At 54.8% G+C, this 19,990-nt stretch carries 16 protein-coding genes; 12 read left to right on the top strand and 4 right to left on the bottom strand.

Annotated elements, in window-relative coordinates:
- Window positions 1–6 precede the first annotated feature (6 nt).
- Window positions 7–1,122: a glycosyltransferase family 4 protein gene (locus HGO37_RS16900; RefSeq protein ID WP_250984321.1), complete on the top strand. Its 1,116-nt coding sequence runs from the start codon at window positions 7–9 to the stop codon at window positions 1,120–1,122.
- The gene (locus HGO37_RS16895; protein WP_250984320.1) at window positions 1,100–1,843 is read left to right on the top strand and encodes a polysaccharide deacetylase family protein; all 744 of its coding nucleotides are present in this window, start codon (window positions 1,100–1,102) and stop codon (window positions 1,841–1,843) included. Before HGO37_RS16900 ends, HGO37_RS16895 begins: the two co-directional genes overlap by 23 nt.
- Here the strand turns inward: HGO37_RS16895 and HGO37_RS16890 are convergent.
- Window positions 1,835–2,797: a glycosyltransferase family 32 protein gene (locus tag HGO37_RS16890; RefSeq protein ID WP_250984319.1), complete on the bottom strand. Its 963-nt coding sequence runs from the start codon at window positions 2,795–2,797 to the stop codon at window positions 1,835–1,837. The genes HGO37_RS16895 and HGO37_RS16890 overlap by 9 nt on opposite strands.
- Window positions 2,798–2,959: 162 nt before the next feature.
- On the opposite strand from HGO37_RS16890, the gene HGO37_RS16885 reads away from it, so the two are divergent.
- The 7 genes from HGO37_RS16885 to HGO37_RS16855 are packed head-to-tail and all read left to right on the top strand — an operon-like array spanning window position 2,960 to window position 12,650.
- Window positions 2,960–4,849, top strand: coding sequence for an ABC transporter ATP-binding protein (locus tag HGO37_RS16885; RefSeq protein WP_250984318.1), 1,890 nt, complete (start codon window positions 2,960–2,962; stop codon window positions 4,847–4,849).
- On the top strand, window positions 4,846–6,747 hold the full coding sequence (locus HGO37_RS16880) for an ABC transporter substrate-binding protein (RefSeq protein WP_250984317.1): 1,902 nt from the start codon (window positions 4,846–4,848) through the stop codon (window positions 6,745–6,747). Before HGO37_RS16885 ends, HGO37_RS16880 begins: the two co-directional genes overlap by 4 nt.
- A gap of 1 nt (window position 6,748) precedes the next feature.
- Complete coding sequence (locus HGO37_RS16875) at window positions 6,749–7,747, top strand: ABC transporter permease (protein ID WP_192490368.1); 999 nt, start codon at window positions 6,749–6,751, stop codon at window positions 7,745–7,747.
- Window positions 7,744–8,919 carry an ABC transporter permease gene (locus HGO37_RS16870; protein ID WP_250984316.1) on the top strand — a complete coding sequence of 392 codons (1,176 nt, stop codon included), beginning with the start codon at window positions 7,744–7,746 and terminating at the stop codon, window positions 8,917–8,919. Before HGO37_RS16875 ends, HGO37_RS16870 begins: the two co-directional genes overlap by 4 nt.
- 60 nt (window positions 8,920–8,979) lie before the next feature.
- On the top strand, window positions 8,980–10,188 hold the full coding sequence (locus HGO37_RS16865; RefSeq protein WP_250984315.1) for a glycosyltransferase family protein: 1,209 nt from the start codon (window positions 8,980–8,982) through the stop codon (window positions 10,186–10,188).
- A gap of 60 nt (window positions 10,189–10,248) precedes the next feature.
- A complete protein-coding gene (locus HGO37_RS16860) occupies window positions 10,249–11,496 on the top strand; it encodes a glycosyltransferase family 4 protein (RefSeq protein WP_250984314.1) in 1,248 nt (415 codons plus the stop codon).
- A complete protein-coding gene (locus tag HGO37_RS16855; RefSeq protein WP_250984313.1) occupies window positions 11,493–12,650 on the top strand; it encodes a glycosyltransferase family protein in 1,158 nt (385 codons plus the stop codon). The genes HGO37_RS16860 and HGO37_RS16855 overlap by 4 nt, the downstream gene beginning before the upstream one ends.
- 9 nt (window positions 12,651–12,659) lie before the next feature.
- On the opposite strand, the gene HGO37_RS16850 is transcribed toward HGO37_RS16855, so the two are convergent.
- Both HGO37_RS16850 and HGO37_RS16845 read right to left on the bottom strand, forming a co-directional pair.
- Window positions 12,660–13,904, bottom strand: coding sequence for an FAD-dependent oxidoreductase (locus HGO37_RS16850; RefSeq protein ID WP_250984312.1), 1,245 nt, complete (start codon window positions 13,902–13,904; stop codon window positions 12,660–12,662).
- Between the two features lie 24 nt (window positions 13,905–13,928).
- Window positions 13,929–14,636 carry a phosphatase PAP2 family protein gene (locus HGO37_RS16845; RefSeq protein ID WP_250984311.1) on the bottom strand — a complete coding sequence of 236 codons (708 nt, stop codon included), beginning with the start codon at window positions 14,634–14,636 and terminating at the stop codon, window positions 13,929–13,931.
- A gap of 141 nt (window positions 14,637–14,777) precedes the next feature.
- Here HGO37_RS16845 and HGO37_RS16840 point away from each other — a divergent pair, with 141 nt between their 5' ends.
- Window positions 14,778–15,971, top strand: a complete 1,194-nt coding sequence (locus HGO37_RS16840; RefSeq protein ID WP_250984360.1) for a 1-deoxy-D-xylulose-5-phosphate reductoisomerase — start codon at window positions 14,778–14,780, stop codon at window positions 15,969–15,971.
- A gap of 47 nt (window positions 15,972–16,018) precedes the next feature.
- On the opposite strand, the gene hemA is transcribed toward HGO37_RS16840, so the two are convergent.
- Window positions 16,019–17,236, bottom strand: coding sequence for a 5-aminolevulinate synthase (gene hemA, locus HGO37_RS16835; protein WP_250984310.1), 1,218 nt, complete (start codon window positions 17,234–17,236; stop codon window positions 16,019–16,021).
- A 368-nt stretch (window positions 17,237–17,604) separates the two neighbouring features.
- On the opposite strand from hemA, the gene HGO37_RS16830 reads away from it, so the two are divergent.
- Complete coding sequence (locus tag HGO37_RS16830) at window positions 17,605–17,853, top strand: YMGG-like glycine zipper-containing protein (protein ID WP_192490377.1); 249 nt, start codon at window positions 17,605–17,607, stop codon at window positions 17,851–17,853.
- Between the two features lie 173 nt (window positions 17,854–18,026).
- Complete coding sequence (locus tag HGO37_RS16825; protein WP_250984309.1) at window positions 18,027–19,952, top strand: autotransporter assembly complex protein TamA; 1,926 nt, start codon at window positions 18,027–18,029, stop codon at window positions 19,950–19,952.
- The last annotated feature ends 38 nt before the right edge of the window (window positions 19,953–19,990 follow it).

Genomic DNA, 19,990 nt, shown 5'->3' with positions numbered 1-19,990 from the left:
TCCGTCATGAAAATTGCTTTCTACGCTCCGCTCAAATCGCCCAATCATCCCGTCCCCTCCGGCGACCGGCTGATGGCGCAATTACTCATGCAAGCCATGTCGATGGCTGGCCATGATGTATCTGTGGTCTCGGAGCTGCGCAGCTTTCTGCGAAATGCCGACGACCCCGATTACGAGACTTTGCTGCAAAGTGCGAAGGAGGAAAGTGGCCAGATCAGGCAGAAATGGCAAACAAGTGGCAAACCGGACGTCTGGTTCTGCTACCATCCCTACTACAAGGCGCCGGACCTGCTTGGTCCTTTGCTGTGTGATGAATTTGGCATTGCCTACATCACATCGGAAGCGTCCTATTCAAACCGGCGCAATATCGGCCACTGGGCTGAAAACCAGCGCCGTCTGCTGGATGGTATAAAGCGTGCGACCGTCAATCTTTGCTTTACGAAACGCGATCATGACGGCCTGCTGACGGCCGCACCTGACGCCCGGTTGGCGATGCTGCCGCCATTTATCGATCCCGCCATTTTCCTTGCACAAAAACCGGCACCTCACCCTTTCCGGCTGGTAACGGTGGCGATGATGCGCGCTGGCGACAAGCTGGAAAGCTATGCTGCGCTGGCAAGCGCACTGGCACAACTACCGCCCAACCTGCCCTGGACACTGGATATCATTGGAGATGGTCCGGAGCGTAAAAACGTCGAGCTTTTGTTGGATGAGTTTGATCCGTCACGTCTTCATTGGCATGGCGAAAAAAAGCCAGAAGACATCGCGGTCATCTTGGCCAATGCCGCCATCTATGTTTGGCCGGGTCATGGCGAAGCCTATGGCCTGGCCTATCTGGAGGCGCAGGCGGCGGGGCTTCCTGTTGTCGCAGAACACACAGCCGGTGTCCCGGAGGTGGTCCAGAATGGCAAGACTGGCCTTTTGACGCCGGCAAATGATGTAAATGCCTATGCTGCGGCAATAGAACATCTGCTGCGTCATGATGACGACAGACAAACGCTGGCAAGTAATGCACGTTTATTCGCAACGATGGAACGTTCGCTTGATCGTGCAAGCCAGAACCTCAACACCATTCTCACGAACGATATTGGAACCACCGATGACAGCCATCTCCCTTCGTGAAACACTGGATGAATTCGCAAGTCAGGGAAAATCGGTTGATCTGTGGTTACGGGATGACGACGCGATTGAACCAACTGCCGCTCTGGAAAAACTGGTTCGTCTGACGCAGCAGTATGCTGTTCCCCTGACGCTGGCGGTGATTCCCGAACATACCGGCGAGAGACTGGCAACCTATCTGCGGGATTACCGACATATTGATGTGGCAGTGCATGGCTGGTCGCACCTCAATTACGCGGCAGAAACTGAGAAAAAACGCGAACTCGGTCTGCACAGGCCGAAAGAAATCGTTCTCTCCGAACTGACCCACGGCTTTGAAAAGCTGCACGACCTCTATCCAGACCAGTTCATCGCCATGCTGGTACCGCCGTGGAACCGGATCGATGACGGTATTGTCGATGGATTGCCGGATATCGGCTATCAGACACTGTCGGTGTTTGGACGAAACAAGCCGGTAAGTCTGCCGCTTCTGAACACCCATATCGATCTGATGGATTGGCACGGCACCGGTCGCGGACGACCACACGACGTCCTGTTTGAGGAAATCGCCACGCGGCTGCGATCAGAACCACAAGGTGGCAGTATCACCGGTATTCTGACCCATCACCTTGTGCATGATGAGAGTGCCTGGGCGTTTCTGGAAAAGCTGTTTGAGCTTACCGCCAACCATCCGGCCATCAGCTGGCGCGCTTCACGACAGCTGATGGCGACACTGTCACCATGATTTCCAGGCGATAAGCAGACCGGACGAGTTTTCATCCAATGCAGCGCGCACTGCCAGCACGTCATCAAGTGGTGCCTTGTCCGGCAACGAACCGGCAACAAAATCCGCCCCGGCAAGGCAGATCGATGCCGCGCGAGCAACAACGGTAAACAGCAACGGACCCGTTGCCCACCATGCTGGTGCCCGTGGCATATCGTGTAACGCCGCCGGAATGGCCGTCAGCATACGGGTGAACACCGGATGCTGTGGCGGTGCGGCGATAAAAGAGTTGGCCAGAAGCACACTTCCTCGTCCCGTATCGCGTGGCACCTCTTCGGCAAAAGCGGTCAGGCCCTGCAGCGGCAACAGGTCATGAAAGCTGATATCATCGCGCGCGGGGTACCAGTCACAATCAAGATAGATCCCACCAAAGCGCTCAAGGATGACATAACGAGCCACGTCAACCGCCCCGGGATAATCTCCGCGTCTCAGCATGTCGGCAAAGTCCGGATTATCCGTAATGCCCTCACGGTCAATGTCGGCTTCGCGCCACAACCTGAATTCGCAGCCATTATCTTCGGCGTGCTTACGCCACGCCTCAATGCTGACCGGAAGCTCTTTTGGCCCAATCCAGATCTGGTGAATGATCTTCGGGACCGGCTTTCGGTTTGCCTCTGCAAGCGCACGATGTCCGCTAACATCAAAGATACCGTAGGGGGCCAGCACCTCAGGTGGTGGAACGAGAGTGTATTGATAACCAATGCGTTTGAGTGTGTCTTTTTCCACTTTGGCCTGCCGAAGCAAGGCCGCATGCAGCCTGCGCGGCAGACCAAACACGGTTTTGGGACCCATCAGGCCGTTATCTGGTTCTTTTTGCAAGTCTCGCAGCAGAGACCTCGCCTCATCAAGGCGATTTTCCTTCTGAAATTTTCTGACATCGGCGAGCAGAGCGTCATAATAGGTCTTGTCCGCCATGTTTCCTTCGGTCCCGTTCAAATGCGGATGTAACGTCATTCCGCTTTTGCCCATACGCAAGCATAGACAGACCAATGGCCCTGCGATAACGTGACTGTAACATCCTGATTACCCATTCGTATTACAGGTAAACAAAAGGATCGAGACAGGGAACCCATTGGCATGAAAACAGGCGTCGATTTGCTGCGCGTTGAAAATGTGCGCGTCTCGTTTTCTTTGATGGGTGGAACCATAGATGCCGTTCGCGATGTCAGCCTGCGCATCCTGCCGGGTAAGGTCACCGCACTGGTCGGAGAATCCGGTTCCGGAAAATCCGTTCTCGGCCAGACCATCATGGGTTTGCACCCAAGAACAGCACATACCAGCGGCCGTATCCTGTTTAATGACACTGAGAAATCGGCAGGCCCGGTCGATCTGTTATCGCTTCCCCAAGATGGGCGAGAAATGCGCTCCATCCGCGGCAACCGTATCGGCCTGGTCTTTCAAGAGCCGATGACATCCTTCTCGCCCCTGCACACAATCAGCAATCAGATAGATGAGGCCTTGAGAATTCACACGACGCTCTCGCCAAAAGAGCGTTACGAAACATTGCTCGATACACTTGATCTGGTGGGTTTCTCTAACCCGGCCAAAGTCTGCAACATGTACCCGTTCGAGCTATCGGGTGGAATGCGGCAAAGAGCGATGATTGCGATGGCACTGATCTGCCGCCCGGCCCTGTTGATTGCCGATGAGCCCACGACGGCTCTCGATGTCACGATCCAGGCACAAATCCTCAAACTGCTGCGTGACCTGCAGGAACGTCTCAACATGAGCATGTTGCTCATCACCCATGATCTCGGCGTCGTTGCCAATATCGCCGACGAAGTTGCCGTGATTTATCAGGGTGAGATCATGGAGGCCGGCCCGGTCAACGAGATTTTCCGCTCACCGTCCCATCCTTACCTCAAGGGACTGATGGCGGCCGTTCCGCATTTCGATATGAAGCCGGGCGAGCGGCTGAAGGCGTTGCGTGAAGTCACTATCGACAAACACAGCCTGATCGGGCGCAGCACCACAAAGCAACACAAGAAGGACGGCGTCCTGCTTTCGGTGGATAACATCGAAAAGTCTTTCACCATTCGCAAAGCCGGCTGGTTTGAAAAAGCCGCTGCGACCAAAACCCTCGCCGTCGACAATGTCAGTTTCGATATTCGTCGTGGAGAGTGCCTCGGTCTGGTGGGGGAGAGCGGAAGTGGCAAAACCACGGTCAGCAAGATTTTGATGCGTGCCGTAAAGCCCGATGCCGGCAGCGTCACCTTCCATGATGATACCGGCGATATCGATGTGCTGAATGCCGCCGGCGATGACCTCAAGACATTGCGTACCAAAATCCAGATGGTGTTTCAGGATCCGGTGTCCTCGCTGTCACCACGCATGACTGTCGGCAATATCTTGAGTGAACCGCTGGAAATCCACAATCGCGGCAATGCCAGCACTCGGAAAGAAGCTGTGCGTGCGCTGCTGAAAGCCATCGGACTTGGTGACAGTGCCCTTAATCGTTACCCGCACAGTTTTTCCGGTGGCCAAAGACAGAGAATTGGCATCGCCCGTGCTCTGGCACTGGGGCCTGAACTGCTGATCTGCGACGAGCCTGTGTCAGCGCTTGACGTTTCCGTACAGGCGCAGATCCTCAATCTACTGAAGGATTTGCAGCGGGATCTGGGGCTGACATATCTGTTTATCTCCCACAATCTGGCCGTGGTCGACTACATGGCTGACCGCGTTGCCGTAATGTGCGACGGCCGCATCGTGGAAATCGCCCCGCGTGAAATCCTGATGCAGAACCCGGTTCACCCTTACACCAAGGCACTTTTGACAGCAGTCCCCTTCCCTGATCTGGATCGTCCGCTGGACTATGCCAAACTCGGAAAATCGGGCTTTACCAACCGTGCCAGCTGGGGCCGCCAGTTCCAGTCGGAAGGCAGCCACGGTCTCGCGCCCGCTGACCTGGGCAATGGACATGTCGTGCTTGCCAACCGCAATGTCGACGTAACGGAGTTGCGCTCATGATAACCCGGCGCACCACCTTGATGCTGCTTGCTTCGGCTCTTGTCCCGGCGACCGCCCGTGCCGCGCTGGTGGAACCGGAAAGCCTCAAGCAGAAAGTACAGGCCGGCGAACTGCCTGACATTGCCAATCGTCTGCCAAAAAATCCCCGCGTCCTCGACTTAAAATCACTTGGACGCATGCCCGGAAAACACGGCGGTTCGGTGCGAATGCTGATTGGTGGGCAACGCGATACCCGCCTGATGCCGATCAATGCCTATGCCCGTCTGGTTGGTTACGACGAAAAGTTCAGTTTCCAGCCTGATATTCTCGAAAGCTACGACATATCCGAAGGCCGCATTTTTACGCTGCATCTGCGCGAAGGCCATAAATGGTCCGATGGCAGTGACTTCACGACAGAGGATTTCCGCTATTTCTGGGAAGATGTGGCGCTGAACAAGGAAATCCATAAGGGCGGCCCGCCCATCGACCTAAAGGTGCATGACCAGCCACCAACCGTCGAAATTATCGACAAACTGACCGTTCGTTATACCTGGCAGGGGGTAAATCCGGACTTTCTTGCCAAGCTGGCGGCACCATCACCGGCCCGCCTGTATCTGCCTTCCGCCTACATGAAGCAGTTCCACAGCAAGTACCAGACACCTGAAAAACTTGCGGCCCTTATCAAGAAAAACAAGGTTGATGACTGGAGCGGCCTCCACATCAAGATGTCGCGCCAGAACCGGCCGGAAAACCCTGATCTGCCGACGCTGGATGCTTGGCGTCCGCTGACTGCACCGCCAGCCGAACAGTTCGTTTTTGAGCGCAATCCCTATTATCATCGCATCGATGAAAACGGCCTGCAGCTGCCCTACCTCGACCGTTTTGTCCTCAACGTTTCCTCGTCGGAAATCATCGCAGCCAAAACCGCATCCGGTGACAGTGACCTGCAGCTGCTCGGCCTGGACTTCTCCGACTACACATTCCTGAAGGATGCGGAAAACCGTTACCCTCTCAAGGTCAATCTGTGGAAGCGTACCCAAGGATCGCGAATTGCCCTGTTGCCAAACCTGACCTGCGGTGACAGCCAATGGCGCACACTGTTTCAGGATGTTCGGGTGCGGCGCGCATTGTCGATTGCCATCAATCGCCACGAAATCAATATGGCCTGTTTTTATGGTCTGGGCACGGAAAGCTCTGATACGGTGCTGCCGGAAAGCCCGCTTTACAAGCCGGAATTTGCGCAAGCCTGGGCGCAGTTTGATCCAGAGGCGGCAAATGCGCTTCTCGACGAAGCCGGTCTTCAGGCCAGAAATTCATCCGGCATACGCCTGCTGCCCGATGGTCGTCCTGCCCATATCGTTGTCGAATCCTCAGGTGAAAGCACGCTCGAAACCGACGTGATGGAACTGGTGACCGATCACTGGAAAGACGTCGGCATCTCACTTTCTGTTCGCGTTACACAGCGCGACGTATTCCGCAGCCGCGCAATGGGTGGCGAAGTGACGATGGCTGTGTGGATGGGCATGGACAATGGCATTCCGACAGCGGAAATGCTGCCATCAGGTCTTGCTCCCACCGACACAGATCAATTGCAATGGCCACTATGGGGCGTGCACTACCTGTCTGGCGGCCGCGAGGGCAAAGCGCCGGATCTACCCGAGGTCAACCAGTTGCTGCAACTTCTCAAACAGTGGAGAACCAGCACTACGCTCGAAGACCGCACCGCAATCTGGCAGCAGATGTTGTCACTTTATTCTCAGCAGGTCTTTTCGATCGGCACCGTGAATGGCGCGCTGCAACCGCTCGTGCATTCATCGCGGTTGAACAACATTCCGTCGAAGGGATTGTTCGGTTACGACCCGACATCCTACCTTGGTGTCTATATGCCCGATACATTCTGGTACGGGGAAGGGGCATAATATGCTGCGCTATATTCTCGGCCGCATCCTATTCATGATCCCGACGCTGATCCTGATTTCCATGCTGGTTTTCACGATCATCGAGCTTCCACCCGGCGATTATTTTGAAAGTTATGTCGCAGAGGTCCGCGCCATGGGCGAGACCGCCGACATGGCGGAAATCGAAGACCTTCGCATCCGCTACGGTTTTGACCAGCCCGCCCCGATCCGCTATCTGCGCTGGGTATCGGGCATGTTGGTTGGAGATTTCGGTTATTCGTTCGAATACCAGTTGCCGGTCAGTGACGTGGTTGGTGACCGTCTTTGGTTGACGGTTCTCGTCTCATTCGTGACCATTATCGTCACTTGGATTCTCGCATTCCCTATCGGCATCTACTCGGCAACCCACAAATACAGCTGGGGTGACTACGGCCTGACATTCCTCGGTCTGCTTGGCATTGCCATTCCCAACTTCATGCTCGCGTTGATTCTGATGTATTTCGCCAATATCTGGTTCGGCACATCGATCGGCCATCTAATGGACCGCGAATATCTCGGTCAGGCGATGAGCTGGGCCAAGTTCAAATCCATTCTTGAACATCTGTGGATCCCGGTTCTAATCATTGGCACCGCCGGAACGGCTGGCATGATCCGCAGACTGCGCGCCAACCTGTTGGATGAGTTGCAGAAACAATATGTCGTCACCGCCCGCGCCAAGGGCCTGCACCCGTTTCGCGTTCTCACCAAATATCCGCTGCGCATGGCCCTCAACTTCTTCATTTCCGACATCGGCTCAATCCTGCCATCGATCATATCAGGCGCGGAAATCACCGCCGTCGTGCTGTCTCTGGAAACCACCGGACCGATGCTCATCAAAGCGCTGCAAAGTCAGGACATGTATCTGGCCGGGTCATTCCTGATGTTCCTGGCATTCCTGACGGTCATCGGTGTTCTGGTGTCGGATATTGCACTCGCCATCCTTGATCCGCGTATTCGCCTGGGCGGAGGGAGCCATAAATGAGCGCGCCTATTCCCGGTCCCGGTGAACCGTTGCAGCATTATGTATCAACCGCGCCATTCGATCCCTATCTGGTCGAACCGAACACCAGCGGCATGGCTGGGATTGCACGGGCCTCACAGCTAAAGCTGATGTGGTGGCAGTTCAAACAGCACAAGCTGGCGCTGTTTTCCGGCATCTTTCTGATTCTGGCCTATTTCGCCATCATCATTGCGGAGTTTCTGGCACCCTATAATCTGCACACCAGAAATGTTGAGCAGATTTACGCGCCACCACAAAGCGTGCATCTGTTCCATGACGGCGAATTTATTGGTCCCTTCGTCTACGGACGGACCATGTCGCTGGAAATGGAAGATTTGAAACGCGTCTATACTGACAACCCCAACGACATTCAGCAGCTACGGTTCTTCTGCCGTGGCGACAGCTATCGGTTCTGGGGGCTTTTCGAGTCCAATACGCATCTGGTCTGCCCTGCCAAAGACGGCGAGTTCTTTTTCTTGGGAACAGATCGGCTGGGGCGTGACGTGCTGTCGCGCATCATCTACGGCGCACGCATCTCGCTCACAATCGGCCTGTTTGGCGTGACCATGAGCTTCATTCTCGGAATTGTGATTGGCGGTCTTGCCGGTTATCGCGGTGGCGTATTCGACCTGATCGTTCAGCGCATCATTGAGGTTCTGCAGTCCATTCCAAGCATTCCGCTGTGGTTGGCGCTTGCCGCAATCATGCCGGTCACCTGGAGCCCAATCCTTGTTTATCTCGGCATCACCGTCATTCTCGGCATGCTGGACTGGACGGGACTTGCACGAGCGGTGCGCTCCAAACTGCTGGCATTGCGCGAGGAAGACTATGTTCTTGCTGCGCAATTGATGGGTGCAAGCACCCGCCGCATTATTGGCCTGCACCTTATTCCCGGCTTCATGTCGCATCTTATCGCTTCTGCAACACTGACTATCCCCGGCATGATCCTTGGCGAAACTGCCCTCAGCTTCCTCGGCCTTGGTTTGCGCCCTCCGATCACAAGTTGGGGAATTCTGCTCACTGAGGCGCGCAGTGTCAGCGTTATTGCGTTATATCCTTGGCTCCTGCTACCAACGCTACCGGTTGTCCTTGTGATACTGGCTTTCAATTTTCTGGGTGACGGTCTACGAGATGCTGCAGATCCTTTCAAATAAGCAAAAACCGGTAGTCCGGCACCTCGCCATCATCTGTCCAAACACCATGAGGCATTCTCAGTGACATCCCGTCTGAACGATGCACGCATCCTGATGTACAGTCATGATACGTTCGGCCTTGGCCATTTGCGCCGCTGCCGCACGATTGCCCATGCGCTGGTAGAAGACTACCGTGGCCTGAACGTGCTGATCATTTCCGGCGCCACGATAGCCGGGGCTTTCGATTATCGCGCCCGCGTCGATTTCGTCAAAATTCCCAGTATCATCAAGCTGCGCAATGGCGAATACACGTCGCTGGATCGTCATATCGACCTTCAGGACACGCTGAAAATGCGCCGGTCGATCATTCGCCACACCGCAGAAAGCTTCCAGCCGGATGTCTTCATCGTTGACAAGGAGCCAATGGGCCTGCGCGGCGAAGTCGAGGAAACGCTTGAATATCTGAAATCGCAAGGCACGAAGCTGGTCATTGGCCTACGCGACGTCATGGATGCGCCACAGCTTCTTGATGTCGAATGGAAACGCAATGATGTGATGAACAAGATTGCGAAATTCTACGACAATGTCTGGGTCTACGGGCCGCCCGATTTCCACGATCCGCTCAATGGCCTCGACGTGCCGCAAGCTGTACGCGATCGCATGGAGTTCGTTGGTTTTCTGCAACGCTCACAAACGCAAAGTGAAATCGACAACCCTCGCCCCAAGGATGACTACATCCTCGTTACGACCGGCGGCGGCGGTGATGGCAGCGAACTGATTGATGATGTTCTAAACGCCTATGACTATGACAAGACACTGACCCACAAGGCGCTTGTTGTTCTCGGTCCCTACATGCCCACCGAGCAACGCGACAGGCTGTTGAGCAAGGCTGCCCACATCCCGCATCTGGAAATCATCCAGTTCGACAACCGTATGGAAGATCTGGTTGCCGGCGCGAAGGCCGTTGTTTCCATGGGTGGCTATAACACCGTTTGCGAAATCTTTTCGTTCGACAAACCGGCTCTCATCGTGCCGCGCGTCGTGCCCCGCGAAGAACAGCTGATCCGCGCCAGCCGCGCCAAGGAGCTGGGCCTGTTGGACATGCTGTTGCCGGAAGAAGCAGAAAATCCTCAGCTGATGGCAGAGGCGCTGAAGGCCCTGCCACACCGACAGCCGCCCTCTGCTAACTCCCAGAACTTACAGCTCGATGGTTTGCAGAACATTTCGCGCAGAATAGCAGAATGGCTGCATGCCAGCGAAGACATCAACGCCGCCAAGGCGACAGGCTAAGCGCTTTTGAACACCACAAAGCAACCGATAGCCTTCCGAGAAAAAAGAGATTGTAAGAGCTTGAGCGACAAGAAAAAAATCGTCGTCCTTTTGAAGGGATATCCGCGGCTTTCTGAGACGTTCATTGCACAGGAATTGCTTGGGCTGGAGAAAGCCGGGCTGGAGCTGGAATTGGTCGCCATGCGCCGTCCTACCGACAAGAAACGCCATCCCGTCCATGATGAAATCAAGGCTCCGGTTTCTTACCTGCCGGAATATCTGCATGAAGAACCGATAAGGGTTTTGCGGGCGCTTTGGGCCTGCCGCAAACGCCCCGGATTTGGCAAAGCCTTTAAACGCTTTCTGTGCGATTTTCGCCATGACGTGAACCGCAACCGTATTCGCCGCTTTGGTCAGGCAGCCGTTCTTGCTGCCGAGTGGCCAGACAATGGCGGATGGCTGCATGTGCATTTCATTCATACGCCCGCCTCTGTCGCTGCCTATACCCATCTTCTGACAGATATTCCCTGGACGATCTCTGCCCATGCCAAGGATATCTGGACGTCCAACGACCACGATCTCTCGGGCAAGCTCAACAGCGCGCGCTGGGCGGTTACCTGCACCGCCAGCGGTTATGAGCATTTGCGCAATATGGCCCGGCAGAAGGACACGGTTCACTTAAGCTATCACGGGCTGGATCTGACACGTTTTCCGCATTTTGATGCCGACCGTCCGATCAATGACGGCTCGGATGCTGCCCGGCCGATCACCATTTTGAGTGTAGGTCGCGCCGTCGAGAAAAAGGGCATCGATATTCTGCTGAAAGCGCTGGCCTCATTGCCCTCTTCTCTGCACTGGCAACTCGTTCACATCGGCGGAGGTGAGAAGCTGGAAAGCCTCAAGGCTTTGTCAAACTCGCTTGGACTTGCTGACCGGGTGACCTGGAAAGGCGCGATGGATCAGAAGGAGGTTCTGGACCATTACCGCAAAGCCGACCTCTTCGCACTTGCCTGCCGTATCACGCAGGATGGTGACCGCGACGGTCTGCCGAACGTGTTGGTTGAGGCTGCTAGCCAGAAGCTCGCCTGTCTTTCTACCAACATTTCAGGCATCCCGGAATTCTTCATCTCAGGTGAAAACGGCCTGTTGACCAATCAGGAAGATGTCGCCGCTTTCACCACAGCACTACATACCTTGATCACTGATCCCGCCCTGCGCGCAAGACTTGGTGTTGCCGCCGAGCAGAAAGTGCGCACCGCATTCGATAACAATACCAGCATTGCCCATCTCAAATCGCTGTTCGAACAAGAGTGGGAAAAAGGCGTATGACCACAGAAACCGCCACGCCGGGACCACGCGTTTTATTTTACGTCCAGCATTTGCTCGGCATCGGTCACATTGCGCGGGCAAGTCGCGTCGCCAACGCCATGCAGAGAGACGGTTTTGATGTGACGCTGGTCACCGGCGGTCTGCCAGTACCCGGTTTTCCGGCTGACGGTTTGAAGCATGTGGCATTGCCGCCGATTGCCGTTGGCGATAGCGGTTTTTCCGGTCTGGTCGATATCAACGGTAAGGCGGTCGATGACAGCTTCAAGCAGCTGCGCACCACCCTGCTTTTAAACACCTTCGAAGAGGTGAAACCGGATATCGTTATTATCGAGGCCTTTCCGTTCGGTCGACGGCAGGTACGGTTTGAGCTTTTGCCACTGCTGCAAGCCATCGAACAATCACGGCCACGCCCACTGCTGATGACGTCGCTGCGCGATATCTTACAGGAACGCAACAAACCGGGCCGTGACGAAGAAACAATCGAACTCGTCAAAAAACACTTCGACACCATTCTTGTTCATGGCGACCCGAATTTCGTTAAGCTTGAGGAAACGTTCCCGCTCGCGCACGAGATTTCCGCACGCGTGGTTTACACTGGCCTCGTTGCCCCTGAACCGCCGCCAGAACCAACAGAGCAGTATGACGTGGTCGTTTCCGCAGGCGGTGGCGCCGTCGGTGCGGAACTCATCAAAAGTGCATTGGAAGCGTCAAACATCGTTGACGATGTAAACAGCTGGTGCCTGATAACAGGCCCTAACATGCCGCAGGCAGACTTCGACGCGATTTCCGCTCAGGCCAGTGACAAGGTTTCCGTTTTCCGTTTCCGCAAGGATTTTCCAAGCCTGCTGTCAGCGGCAAAACTATCGGTCTCTCAGGCGGGCTATAATACGGTCTGCGATATTTTGCGGGCAAAATGCCGCTCGCTTCTTATTCCCTTCGCTGTCGGCGGTGAAACCGAACAGGGCGCCCGTGCCGAGCGGCTGGCGAAGTTACAGCTAGCCCATGTCCTGCAAGAAGACCAAATCTCCGGCCCGGCCATGGCAGATGCCATCAGACAGGCACTGGCGCTTCCATCACCTGATAGTCAGAACCTTGATCTCAACGGTGCGCAAGGCACCGCTGCAATTCTGCACAAGCTCTATCAATCGCGCTGACGGTATAGCCTATTTCAGCTTTTCCCGCCGGAAACCAAGGCCAATCAACCGACCGGCCAAATGGGCAAGAAGCGGGAATTTGATGATCGCCTTTACAAAACCTGGCGGTCCCGATGGTTTGCCCGCGTTGGCTTTCGGTGCCTTTCGTCGGCTGCGCATCATCAATTGCAATTTTTGCGTAGCTTTGGTCGGGAAAGAGCGTCGTGCTTCAATAGCTGCAAGGTCATTATCTGAGACGGTACCTCTGCTACTCAGTGCAGGTGTCAGGATATTGGCGGCAGCAACCGCATCCTGAATGGCAAGGTTGACCCCGACACCGCCAATCGGCGACATGGCATGGGCGGCATCACCAATACAAAGCAGACCTTGTCGCCACCAGCGTTTCAGACGATCGATCCGCACGGTCAGTAGATGCACATCATCCCATGACGCAATTTCCCGCATCCTGTCCTTCGGCAGAGGACTGACAGACGCAACTGCATCCCAAAATGCTTCGATGCCCCTATGTTGCAGTTCGGCAAATGTACCCTTGCGCACCACAAAACCGCATTGCCAATAGTCACCGCGATCAATCAACACCAGACCTTGCTGGGGGCCAGCATGTCCCATCGTCTCGTTGGGATCACCCGGCTGTTTGGAAAGTCGCATCCACAAGACTTCGGTTGGCACTCCAAACCGTTCAACCTCAAGGCCGGCCTTGTCTCGCACGACGGAGTTTCGACCATCGGCGCCAATGACAAGCGCACTCTTGATGACAAGATCGCCTTCCGGTGTTGAGACCTCCAGCCCGCAAACGCGACCGTCTTTTATCGACAGGCCAGTAACAGGCGCATTCATCAACAAACGGAAGTTTTCGTATTGCCCTGCTTTGCCTGCCAGAAAGTTCAGGAAATCCCACTGCGGCATGAAAGCAATGAAGCGGTTCTTGACCGGCAACCATGAGAAATCGGCAATGGTGATGGTGTCATCCCCGATCTGTGCATGCAGCTTTTCAGCTCGCGTATGCGGTAGCTGCAGAAATTCCTTGATGAAACCAAGCTGCTCGATCACCTCAAGCGTTGATGGATGGATGGTATCGCCACGAAAATCGCGCAGGAAATCGCCGTGTTTTTCAACCACAGTGACGTCAATACCAGCGCGCGCAAGCAGCAAACCCAGCATCATTCCCGCAGGTCCACCACCGGCAATCGCAACAGTGGTTTCCAAATCCCGCACGGCTGGAGGATTATCGGAAAGGCTCTGCTGAACGTTCATTCCACTCCCCAGACGTCTTGCAAGTCACTGCGCCCTATCGGCCGTTTTCGCAGCAAAAACGGATTTGGGCTGTGGCCAGCCCTTCTCATCAAACCGGAACAACCAGTTGTAACGCGCAAAGATAAAGGCAAAGGCCATGGCCGTCCACACACCAAGCAACAAACCGGCAGCGACATCACTCGGATAATGCGCCCCAACGATGACGCGTGAAATTCCGATGATGAGGGCAAGCAGGAGAAAGACCGGCCGCAGACGCGGGGTCAGCATGGCAAGCGCGCCACACAGCGCTCCGATAGCCGTCGAATGGCCGGATGGAAAACTCTCGTAAGACCATTGACCTGCAAAAGGTGTGAGGCTGAAGGCACCGAGTTCACTGAACAGTTCCGGCCTTGCCCGACCAATCAGAAACTTGAGCAGATGGACCAGAATTCCGGCAGAGGCAATTGTCAGGAAGAAATACAAAAACAGCCTGTAACCGGTGCGTAATTTCCCAACATAGGTACTGTTGCGATAAACCTTTCCGGCAATGAAGGCGATAATGATCACCAAACCCGATGAATAAAGCATCCACCGAAATGTACCGAGATCGGTAATCGCACTGTTGAAGCCGACAACCCTGCCCGGCAAGCCCTGCGCTCTCTCGGAAAGAGCGGCATCAAACGGCATGAAAACCAGAACCAGGACAATAGACGCCAGAAACACCCAACCACTGGAAACAATAAATCTGTTCATGCAACTCCTGTTGGTCTGACCTTACCGCTCTTCAGCATATGGCTTTCGCCGTTCAGGAAAACAATGGCGATGGTTTCTTCTTGTTCCGTCCTGTTTTCGCAGGTAGAGCCATCACAACGTAAAAGATACCGGATTGCAACGATGATACCCGGCACGACCACACCACGCAGCCTGACGATACTTGGCTCGACAGGCTCTATCGGCACCAGCACTCTCGATGTTCTGCGCCAACTCGGCGGCCGTGACGCATTCGACATACTGGCGTTGACCGGTGCGGATAATATCGAGCTGCTGGCAGCGCAGGCCAAGGAATTTGGCGCAAAGCTGGCCGTCACCGCCAATGATGAAAAATATGAAGCGCTGAAGGTAGCGCTTGCCGGCACCGGCATCGCAGTTGCAGCTGGAAAAAATGGCCTGACGGAAGCAGCCGAGATGGATGCCGGTTGGGTTATGGCGGCCATTGCCGGAACACCCGGTCTTGCCCCAACGATCACCGCAGCAAAACGCGGCGCTGACATCGCACTTGCCAACAAGGAATGCCTTGTGTCGGCAGGTGATGTGTTCATTCGCGCCATCAAGCAGGGCGGCGGCAAGCTCATCCCTGTCGATAGCGAACATAGCGCCATCTTCCAGTGCCTTGAAGGAAATCCGCGCCAATCCCTGGAGCGTATTCTGCTGACTGCGTCCGGTGGGCCATTCCGCACCTGGACCAAGGAACAAATGGCTGGCGTGACGGTGGAAGCGGCCAAAGCGCATCCCAACTGGTCAATGGGCCTGAAGGTTTCAATTGGCAGCGCCACCATGTTCAACAAGGCGCTGGAAATGATCGAGGCGAAATTCCTGTTTGATGTTTCGGCTGAACAGATCGAGGTGATCATCCATCCGCAGTCGATCATACATTCTATGGTCAGCTACCACGATGGTTCGGTGATTGCTCAGCTTGGCTGCCCGGATATGCGCACCGCCATTTCTTATGCTCTGACCTACCCGGAGCGCGCGCCGCTCAACGTTGATCGTTTGGACTTCGCCAAACTTGCCAAGCTGGATTTCGAAGCGCCCGATGAACAACGCTTCCCGGCATTGCGTTTGGCCCGCACCGCTCTGGAACGTGGCGGTGTGCAGGGCGCTGTGCTGAGTGCAGCTGATGAGACTGCTTTCCATGCATTTGTTGAAGGCCGGATCAGTTTCCTGCACATGGCTGAAGCCGTCGAGTTTGCGATGGACCGAATGGCTGATGGTCGCACAGCAAACAGCATGGACGACATTATCGCGGCAGACCAGCATGCTCGTATTTTGGCTGAAGATTACATCGCCCAAACAGAAAAGGCCGCCTGAGAGGCGGCCATTCCAAATGTTTCAGCGAGTTAAGGCTGAGCCTTATCTTACGCGACGGCACGTGCCAGTGCGCAACGTGCCCACAACTGATGCAACGAACCCACCAGATGCTCAATATCCGCATCGCTGTGCAGCGGCGTCGGTGTAATGCGCAGACGCTCTGTCTTGCGCGGCACCGTGGGATAGTTAATCGGCTGGACATAGATGTCATGGTTATCCAGCATAATATCCGAAATCCATTTGCACTTGGCAGCATCGCCAACCATGACAGGCACGATATGGCTCGGGTTTGGCATGTGCGGAATGCCGCTGGCATCCAGGAGTGTGCGCAATTTGCGAACCCGGTCCTGATGACGTGCACGCTCAAACGGGCTGGACTTCAGGTGCTGGATGGACGCCGCGGCACCCGCAGCCAATGATGGCGGAAGCGCAGTCGTGAAAATGAAGCCCGAAGCAAACGAGCGGATGAAGTCGCAAAGTGCTGTGGAACCGGCAATGTAGCCGCCCATTACACCAAATGCCTTGCCAAGCGTCCCTTCGATGATGGTGAGGCGATGCATCAGACCTTCGCGTTCGGCAATGCCGCCACCGCGCGGACCATACATGCCAACGGCATGCACTTCATCCAGGTAGGTCATTGCGCCATATTTGTCGGCCAGATCACAGATTTCCTTGATCGGGGCAATGTCGCCATCCATCGAATAGACGGATTCAAAAGCGATCAGCTTTGGCGCCTTCGGATCAGCAGCCTTCAGCTTTGCCTCGAGGTCTTCGAGATCATTATGCTTCCAGATGACCTTTTCGCACTTGCCATACCGAATACCTTCAATCATCGACGCATGGTTCAGCGCGTCAGAGAAGATGATCAGACCAGGAATTTTCTGTCCGAGCGTTCCAAGGGTTGCCCAGTTGGAAATATAGCCAGACGTAAAGATCAGTGAAGCTTCTTTGCCGTGCAGGTCAGCAAGTTCCTGCTCAAGCAGGACGTGATAGTGACTGGTACCAGAAATATTCCGGGTGCCTCCCGCACCCGCGCCACAGTGATCGATCGCCGCTTTCATGGCCTCGATAACTTTCGGGTTCTGCCCCATTCCGAGGTAGTCGTTAGAACACCAGACTGTTACGTCGCGCTTTTCACCATTTGCATTGTAGCGAGTGGCCCGCGGGAACTGCCCCTGATGGCGTTCCAGATCCGCAAATACCCTGTACCGCCCCTCTGTGTGTAAGCTGTCCAGTTCGCCCTTGAAATATGCCTCGAAATCCATGCCTTGCTCCAGAATTCTTGAGGGAGTTTTGAGTTCTCCCCTTCGAACCGTCAACCCCGACAGACCAACTTTACATAGCCTGCGGCAATTCGCCTACTCTTTTGAACGATTCCAATATACTTCTTTTAGCGCTTTCGCGATGGCTTGAACTTGATTCACATCAAATTCAGAAAAAGATTGGAACGAAAACCGGCAGCATGCGTTTGAAACCTGTCGGCAATTCCGGTTCATCAGCCAGCTAATCAGGCTTCCATAAATGACGGTGAATTGTTAAAGCAATCCGTAGCGGTCGGAGGACAAGCAGTCACCGCATAAAAAACTGGGACGCCTATCGGAGCTGAGGCTCAATGTAACGTTGGAGAGAGTAAATGAAGAAGGCCATCGTATTTGCACTGGTTGGCTTGGCGCTCGCAAGCTGCACACAAACTGAAAAAGGCGCATCAATCGGTGCCGTTTCCGGAGCTGTTCTCGGTGGCGCAATCACCGGTAACGTTCGCGGCGCAGCAGTTGGCGCTGCTATCGGCGGTGTTGGCGGCGCGCTCATTGGTAATGCCAATGAACCTGGGAAATGCTACTACCGTGACCGTTATGGTAACCGCTACGTAGACCGTTGCTAATCTCGATTGCAGATTTATGCAGAATGCAGGCCCCGGTTTTCCGGGGCTTTTGCATTTAAACATCGGAAAAGTTGATTCTGCGTATCAAAATCGGTCTTTTATGCTTAGATTATTATATTAACGAACGGGAAACCGGTGAGAGCGATAATAAATGCTCAACCATAAAGTAGCAGATGCCGACAAAACGGACTGACCCGAGATTGAGTATTGCGTACCGGAAGGCAGGCACCGCACTGGCGGTTGCGGCAGCAGTGGTTTTATACCCTGCGTTTGTGCGGGAAGCGAACGCGTTCAAGCTGTTTGGCATTACGCTTTGGGGATCAGACGAACCGGAACTCGAGATCATCAATCCGGTTCGCTACAGCGCAAGCATGGATGTTCCGCTCGTTGATCCCAAGTTCTACGAAAATCTGGAAAACGCGTCGTTTCTGATTTCCGATCAGGACAAACCCGTATCGGGCGATCTTGGCCTCGTCATAAAGGCGCGCGACGACCGCGACCGTCTCGTCGCCTCTCTTTATGAAAATGCCCGTTATTCCGGTGTCGTCAAAGTCAGTATCGCTGGCACGGACATTGAAAATCTACCCCCCAATCCGGTCTTTGACCATTCAAAGCCGGTTCCTGTGCATATCCAGATCACACCAGGCCCAGAGTTTACTCTCGGCAACATAATTCTGGAAGGTGACGCCGCAGGGCGCAACCTGGAAGAGTTTGGTCTGGTGCGCGGCGGCAAGGCCGGCTCGCTCAATATTATCCGTGGTGGCGAAAAGCTGATTGAGCAGCTGAAATCCGAAGGCCGCCCGCTGGCCAAGCTGACCAAAAGACAGGCGGTCGCCGACCACGCTACCAACACCGTTGATGTGACGATGGCGGCAGAAGCGGGGCCAGTCGCACCGGTTGGCATGATCGGCATCAAGGGTCAGCAAAGCGTTGATCCGGACTTTATTCGTTATTACTCCAGACTGAATGCCGGACAGCCCTATTCGCCGGAAAGCCTGCGCAAGGCATCCGAGCGGCTGCGCCAGCTTGGTGTCTTCTCCAGCGTCACAGTTCGTGAATCCGAGCAACTCGCGGCCAACGGCTCCTTGCCACTGACCATCGAAGTGTCCGAAGGAAAACACCGCTATTTCGGCCTCGGTGCGCAATTCTCGACAACCGAAGGTGCCGGCCTGCAAGGCTATTGGGGCCACCGCAACCTGTTTGGCAAGGCGGAAACCCTGCGCATCGAAGGTTCTGTTTCGCGACTGGGTGAGGCATCCAGCGTCGAAGGCATGGATTATTCCGCAGGCATTACCTTCACGAAGCCAGGCGTCTTCCATCCCTCGGCAACATTCAAAGCAAGCCTTATTGCCAAGACCGAGCATCCTGACACCTATGAAGCCAAGACCATTACAGGTGCTGCAGGCTTCAGTTATGAGGTCAATGATACCGATACTGCAGCGGCAGGACTTGAGGTCAGCTGGACGGATACCGATGATGCCTATGGCAACAACAAGTATCTGACGACATCCATACCGCTGGAATATGTGCGCGACACCCGTGACAACAAGCTTGATCCGACAACCGGCTTCCGTGCAGCCATTGCAGCCAAGCCCAGCTATGAAGCGATGAACGGCACATTCTTCTCGACCTTTGAAGGCTCAGCCACCGCCTATAAGGGACTTGGACAAGAAGATCGCGTTGTGCTTGCCGGTAAACTTGGCGCGGGCGTTTTGGTGGGTGCAAGTGACCTTCAGGATGTACCTGCAACTCGACGTTTTTATGCCGGTGGCGGCGGCTCGGTGCGTGGTTACAGCTATCAGGAAATTTCACCCTATAACGCCAATGGCGATGCAACAGGTGGTCGCTCTTACGTTCTTGGCTCCGTAGAAGCCCGTATCAAGATCACCGAAACAATCGGTCTTGTACCATTTATCGACGCGGCAGCGGTTTCTACCCGCATGACACCGGATTTTTCAGATATAAGAGCAGGCGCAGGCATCGGCTTACGCTATGCAACTCCTTTCGGTCCATTGCGTTTGGATGTTGCAATGCCTCTCGACAAATATGATGGCGGCAACAGTTACGGCATTTACGCCGGTATCGGTCAATCGTTCTGATCGTGCTGCAGTTCGTCTGAAACAAGGCAAAACACCAC

Origin of the sequence: Rhizobium sp. CG4 (assembly GCF_023701965.1) — a bacterium.
GTDB lineage: Bacteria > Pseudomonadota > Alphaproteobacteria > Rhizobiales > Rhizobiaceae > Agrobacterium.
This window is presented reverse-complemented; position numbering and strand designations above follow the sequence as displayed.